The 3,550-nt window shown below is 69.8% G+C and carries 4 protein-coding genes; 2 read left to right on the forward strand and 2 right to left on the reverse strand.

What is annotated here, in order from left to right; genetic code table 11:
• Nucleotides 1–412, forward strand: a 412-nt coding sequence (locus Q0K17_RS10845) for a DMT family transporter (protein ID WP_294542924.1), incomplete at its 5' end; no start/stop codon positions are given.
• Here Q0K17_RS10845 and Q0K17_RS10850 read toward each other — a convergent pair.
• Nucleotides 409–1,710, reverse strand: a complete 1,302-nt coding sequence (locus Q0K17_RS10850; RefSeq protein ID WP_294542925.1) for a HAMP domain-containing sensor histidine kinase — start codon at nucleotides 1,708–1,710, stop codon at nucleotides 409–411. The genes Q0K17_RS10845 and Q0K17_RS10850 overlap by 4 nt on opposite strands.
• Nucleotides 1,704–2,372, reverse strand: coding sequence for a response regulator transcription factor (locus Q0K17_RS10855; RefSeq protein ID WP_294542926.1), 669 nt, complete (start codon nucleotides 2,370–2,372; stop codon nucleotides 1,704–1,706). Before Q0K17_RS10855 ends, Q0K17_RS10850 begins: the two co-directional genes overlap by 7 nt.
• 135 nt (nucleotides 2,373–2,507) lie before the next feature.
• Between Q0K17_RS10855 and Q0K17_RS10860 the strand changes: the two genes are divergently transcribed.
• Nucleotides 2,508–3,550 (forward strand): hypothetical protein (locus Q0K17_RS10860; RefSeq protein ID WP_294542927.1); only part of this gene is annotated, 1,043 nt, incomplete at its 3' end.

Below are 3,550 nucleotides of genomic sequence, written 5' to 3' on the forward strand. Positions count from 1 at the left end.
GGGGGCTGTCTGGGGCATGGTGTCCAGTCTGGCCTATGGGGTGCTGACCCTGTGCAACCGCCGTCTGTCCGCCGGCTACCCGGCCCGGGTGGTCTGCCTGTATGAGCAGGGCACCGCGGCCCTGGTGCTGCTGCCCGCCTTTTTCCTGGTGCGGGCGGTATGGACCCCCGCCGACCTGGCAGGGGTGGCGCTCATCGGGTTTGTCTGCACCGCCCTGGCCCATTCTTTGTATGTGGCGGCCCAGAAAGGGGTGTCCGCCCGCACGGCGGGGCTGGTCTCCGGGCTGGAAACGGTCTACGGCATCGCCTATGCCGCACTGCTCCTGGGCGAGATGCCCACCCTGCGGGAACTGGCGGGCGGAGCGCTCATCCTGGGGGTGGCGGCCCGGTCCACCCTGCACCCGGCGGATTAGGCCGCCGGCAGTTCCACCGTGAAGGTGGCGCCGCCCCCCGGGGTGTCCTCCAGGGTCAGGCCGGCCCCCAGCAGGGCGGCCAGTTCCCGGGCCACGCTCAGGCCCAGACCGAAATTCTGCTTGCGGGTGCGGCTCTCATCCCCCCGGTAAAACCGGAGGAAGACCTGCGCCTTGGCTGCGTCGGGAATGCCGGGACCATGGTCGATCACCGAGAACCGCACCGCAGAACGCCGCCCTGCCGTCGTCTGCAGGGCAAGGGTCACCGGCGTTCCCGGCGGGGTGTGGTCCAGGGCGTTCTGCACCAGGATGGACAGCAGCTGGGTCAGCCGGGGGGCGTCGGTGGTCAGGGGCGGAACCGGGGTGTCGGGCAGGTCCAGGGTCAGGGGATGTCCCTTGGCCCGGGCCAGCAGATAGAACTGCTCGTACACCTCAATGCACAGGGTGTCCGGCGCCACCGGCCCGGGGTGCAGGGAAAGGGCGCCCGCTTCCCCCGCCGCCAGGATCAGCAGGTCGTCGGTCAGCAGGGCCAGCCGGTCGGTTTCCCGTCGGGCCGCGGCCAGAAAACTCTCCCGCTGCGCCGCGTCGGCGGTCCCGGCGGCGGTCAGGCTGGCCTTGATCACCGCCAGGGGGCTGCGCAGCTCGTGCCCCGCCGCCGCGATGAACTCGTTCTGGTGCTGCCACGCCTGCCGGACCGGCCGGACCATCCTTCCGGCCAGCAGCCAGCCCGCCCCGCTCAGCAGGGCTGTCCCCGCCAGCCACAGGGCCGCCAGGAACAGGGCCGGCCACAGGCCGAAGGCCAGCCCCGCAGGCTGCAGCAGAAACAGCTCCAGCCGGTGGGCATCGCCCCGGGGCAGCACCGCCGCCGCTCCCCGCCAGGAGCGTCCGGCGGTGTCGGTCACGGTGAAGGACACCAGCTGGAACACCACATTCCCCTCCCTGTCGGTCCGGTCCGGGTCCAGTCCGGCCCCGGCGGCCTGGGCGGCGGCCAGGTCCAGCAGCGCCGCCGTCCCCGGGAACTGCCGGTTCTGCCGGGAAAACAGGGTGGGGGTCCCGTTGTCGGTCAGGTCCAGGATCCCCCCTGCGGCCTGCTGCCGCTGGGTCAGCCAGCTGTCCTTCACCGACTGGGCCTGGGTCAGGCTGTCGCACAGGCTCTGGGCGGTGTGCAGGAACAGGGCGTCCGCCGCCTCCCGCTGCTGCTGGCGGTACAGCCAGCCTCCGGCGGCCAGGGCCGCCGTGAGCACCGGCAGGGTGAGCAGCACAAAGAACAGGGTCAGGCGGCGGTGCAGCGTCTTTACCATGGGCCCACCTCCAGCCGGTAGCCGCTGCCCCGCACCGTTACCACCCGGACCCGGCTGCCCACCCCGGTCAGCCGCCGCCGCACAAAATGGATGTAGCAGTCCAGGTTGGCCTCCTCCACCTCGGCCAGAGGCCCCCACACCCGGGCCAGCAGCACGCTGCGGGGCTGCAGCCGTCCGGGGGCGCGCATCAGCGCTTCCAGCAGTTCGCATTCCTTGCGGGACAGCACCGCGCTGCCCGCAGGACCGGTCAGGGTCAGCTCCCCGGTATCCAGCCGCAGGTCTCCCGCCGTCAGGGCGGCGGTGCCCCCGCTGCGGCGCAGCAGGGCCCGCAGGCGGGCCAGCAGCACCGGGGTGTCAAAGGGCTTGCCCAGGTAGTCGTCCGCTCCCGCGTCCAGCCCGTCCACCGTGTCCCCCGCACCGGCCAGGGCGGTGAGCATGAGCACCGGGGTACGCACCCCCTTGGCCCGGGCCGCCCGCAGCAGGGTCACCCCGTCCAGTCCCGGGAGCATCCGGTCCAGGATACACAGGTCATACCCGCCGCTGGCCAGCAGACCCAGACCTTCCGGTCCGGTGTGACAGAATTCCGCCGTGCCCAGTCCGGCCAGTGCCGGGGCCAGGGCGGCACACAGGGCGGTGTCGTCCTCAATGAACAGGATGCGCATACCAAACCCCTCCTTCGTTTCCAGTATACCAGATTTATCTTGAAAAGACCTTGAAAAACTTTCCCCCTTTTTCAAGGACAATTCAAGGCGGGCGGGGTAGAATGAAAGTACCGAAACCGAAAAGGAGGAACCGCCATGAAATCCCTGAAATTGCTGGCCTTGTCCCTGGCCGCCGCCCTGCTGGCCGGGTGCGGTCCTTCGGAAGCGCCCGCCGCCACCGCCGAGACCGCCGCCCCCGCCGTCTGGCACTGGGAAGCCCAGACGGTGGACCTGCAGGGGGCTTCCGCCGTGGGGGAGATCGTCTGCAAAGCGGACGGCACGGTGCAGTTGTGCCTGTACGACAAAAGCAATGACGAATACCGGATGCTGCAATCCGCCGACAGCGGCGAAACCTGGACCACCGCCTCTCTGGGCTGGATGACCGGGAGGCTGAACAGGGAGGAAGAGATCCGGTATGCCATGTGTTCCCCCGACGGAACCTGGCTGGTCTGGGTGGGGCACAAGGTGTGGAGCACCGAAGGCGGGACCACCTTTCTGATGGGAAAGGAAGGCCAGCTCACCCAGTGGAAGGTCTCCGACCTGCTGCCCGGCTGGGAGCTGATAGCGGCGCCTGCCTTCCTGGGGGACGGGCGTCTGGCCTTTCTGCCCGCCACCCCGGAGCTGGAGCTGTCCTCCGACCTGGCGGTGTATGATCCGGCCACCGGCAGCTGCACCACAATGCCCGGGGTGGGGGAGCAGGCGTACTCCTACTGGGAGGAAGAAAAAGACAATGCAGGGGAATGGACCGCCCGGGGCGGTATCTTTGCCCAGTGCGGGGCCGGGAACCGGTATGTCTACATGACCTATGGGGCCAACGGGGTCCAGCTGCGGGCCATCGACCCGGACGCCGGTACCAACACCCCGCTGCTGGAAGAGGTGCCCGGCGGGGCGGTGGCGGCCATGGACGGCCTGCCCGACGGCACCCTCTACTTCCTGAACGGGGAGGGCATCTGGCAGCTGGCGGCGGAGGGCACCCTGCCCGAACTGGTGGTGGAGACAGCCGGGGCGGGCATGGGGGCCTCCTCCCCCGAAAACCGGGTGTCCGCCTACCTGGGCCGTGCCGCGGACGACAGTTTTCTGGTGCTGACCCACGACTCTTACGGCGCCAGCGTCCTGACCCGGTACGCCATGGTGACGGA

This window comes from uncultured Gemmiger sp., assembly GCA_944388105.1.
Taxonomy (GTDB): domain Bacteria; phylum Bacillota; class Clostridia; order Oscillospirales; family Ruminococcaceae; genus Gemmiger.